The sequence below is a fragment of the Pontibacter pamirensis genome (assembly GCF_010015475.1).
Classification (GTDB): Bacteria; Bacteroidota; Bacteroidia; order Cytophagales; family Hymenobacteraceae; genus Pontibacter; species Pontibacter pamirensis.
Genome location: NZ_SSNI01000096.1, coordinates 1 through 2,545, shown reverse-complemented (window position 1 = coordinate 2,545; position 2,545 = coordinate 1). Strand labels below are relative to the sequence as shown.

The following is a 2,545-nucleotide window of genomic DNA, read 5'->3' as shown; positions in this document are numbered from 1 at the left end:
TCCACTCTGAGAACGCGCTCGGGCAATTAGTACCGCTCGGCTGTGCCATTTCTGACTTTACACCTGCGGCCTATCGACGTGGTAGTCTCCCACGGCCCTTAAGGGAGATCTCATCTTGGGGCGGGTTTCGCGCTTAGATGCTTTCAGCGCTTATCCCGTCCGAGCGTAGCTACCCTGCGCTGCATCTGGCGATACAACAGGTCCACCAGTGGCTCGTCCAACCCGGTCCTCTCGTACTAAGGTCAGGACCCCTCAAATCTCCGACGCCCGCAACAGATAGGGACCGAACTGTCTCACGACGTTCTGAACCCAGCTCGCGTGCCACTTTAATCGGCGAACAGCCGAACCCTTGGGACCTTCTCCAGCCCCAGGACGTGACGAGCCGACATCGAGGTGCCAAACCTCCCCGTCGATATGAGCTCTTGGGGGAGATCAGCCTGTTATCCCCGGCGTACCTTTTATCCTTTGAGCGATGGCCCTTCCATGCGGAACCACCGGATCACTATATCCGTCTTTCGACCCTGCTCGGCTTGTGGGCCTCACAGTCAAGCGCCCTTGTGCTATTGCGCTCTGCGCACGGTTACCAAGCGTGCTGAGGGCACCTTTGAAAGCCTCCGTTATTGTTTTGGAGGCGACCACCCCAGTCAAACTACCCACCAAGCACTGTCCCCCTCTTTGAGAAGGTTAGGCGCCAAGCAACTCAAGGGCCGTATTTCAAGGACGAATCCGCGACGCCTGGCGACGCCGCTTCGCTTTCTCCGGCCTATCCTACACATGAGTTACCCAGCGTCAATGCTAAGCTATAGTAAAGGTGCACGGGGTCTTTCCGTCCCGTTGCGGGTACTCGGCATCTTCACCGAGACTACAATTTCACCGAGCTCACGGCTGAGACAGCGCCCAGATCGTTACACCATTCGTGCAGGTCGGAACTTACCCGACAAGGAATTTCGCTACCTTAGGACCGTTATAGTTACGGCCGCCGTTTACCGGGGCTTCGATTCAGAGCTTCGCCTTTAACAGCTAACCCCCCCTCTTAACCTTCCGGCACCGGGCAGGTGTCAGGCCTTATACTTCATCTCTCGATTTCGCAAAGCCATGTGTTTTTGTTAAACAGTCGCCTGGGCCTCTTCACTGCGGCTTCTCTGCTTGCACAGAGGAAGCACCCCTTCTCCCGAAGTTACAGGGTCATTTTGCCGAGTTCCTTGGCCGTGATTCACTCGAGCACCTTAGGATTCTCTCCTCGACCACCTGTGTCGGTTTGCGGTACGGGCGGCACGCCATTTAAAACGCTTAGCGGGTTTTCTCGGGAGCCTGATTAGGGACACTATCCCCTTGGCCGAAGCCTCGGGGTACTTTCAGCTTTCAGCTAGTCCAGCGTGCTTTACGACTGGTCCAATACCTACGGCCTTAAACGCACTATTCCGTCAGTGCGCGGTCCTTTCACTTCTCCGTCACCGCATCGCTATGACGTGCCGGTGCTGGAATATTAACCAGCTGTCCATCGAACTGCGCTTTCGCCTCGCCCTTAGGACCCGACTAACCCTGATCCGATTAGCGTTGATCAGGAAACCTTGGTCTTTCGGTGTGCGGGTTTCTCGCCCGCATTATCGTTACTCATGCCTACATTTGCTTTTCCCTACGCTCCAACGCCCCTTGCCGGGACGCCTTCGCAGCAGAAGGGAATGCTCCCCTACCAGTATGACTCGCGTCATAATCCGCAGCTTCGGTACTGCGCTTGATGCCCGATTATTATCGATGCCCTCTCGCTCGACCAGTGAGCTGTTACGCACTCTTTAAAGGAATGGCTGCTTCCAAGCCAACCTCCTGGCTGTCTAAGCAAGTGGACCCCCTTTGTTCAACTTAGCGCAAATTTGGGGACCTTAGCTGGCGGTCTGGGTTCTTTCCCTCTCGGCGCGGGACCTTAGCACCCCGCGCCTCACTGCCGCGTATGTCAAGTGGCATTCGGAGTTCGTCAGGATTCGGTAGGATGTGACTCCCCCTAGTCCTATCGGTAGCTCTACCTCCACATGACTCCACCGCGACGCTGCCCCTAAAGGCATTTCGGGGAGTACGAGCTATTTCTCAGTTTGATTGGCCTTTCACCCCTACCCACAGGTCATCCAAATACTTTTCAACGTAAACTGGTTCGGACCTCCAGTTGGTTTTACCCAACCTTCATCCTGCCCATGGGTAGATCACAAAGTTTCGCGTCTACCCCCCCTGACTGTGCGCCCTGTTCAGACTCGCTTTCGCTCCGGCTCCGGTCCTCAAGGACCTTAACCTCGCCAGGGAGGAGTAACTCGTAGGCTCATTATGCAAAAGGCACGCCGTCACCCCACAAAGGGGCTCCGACCGCTTGTAGGCGCATGGTTTCAGGATCTGTTTCACCCCCTTATTCAGGGTGCTTTTCACCTTTCCCTCACGGTACTGGTTCACTATCGGTCTCTCAGGAGTATTTAGCCTTGGCAGATGGTGCTGCCGGGTTCAGGCGGGATTTCTCCGGTCCCGCCCTACTCAGGATACCACTAGGGCCAAAGAGCTTACG

The 2,545-nt window shown here is 55.9% G+C and carries 1 rRNA gene; it reads right to left on the bottom strand.

The features are described from left to right. Nucleotides 1-5: 5 nt before the first annotated feature. Nucleotides 6-2,545, bottom strand: a 23S ribosomal RNA gene (locus tag E1919_RS27040); the annotation flags it as partial.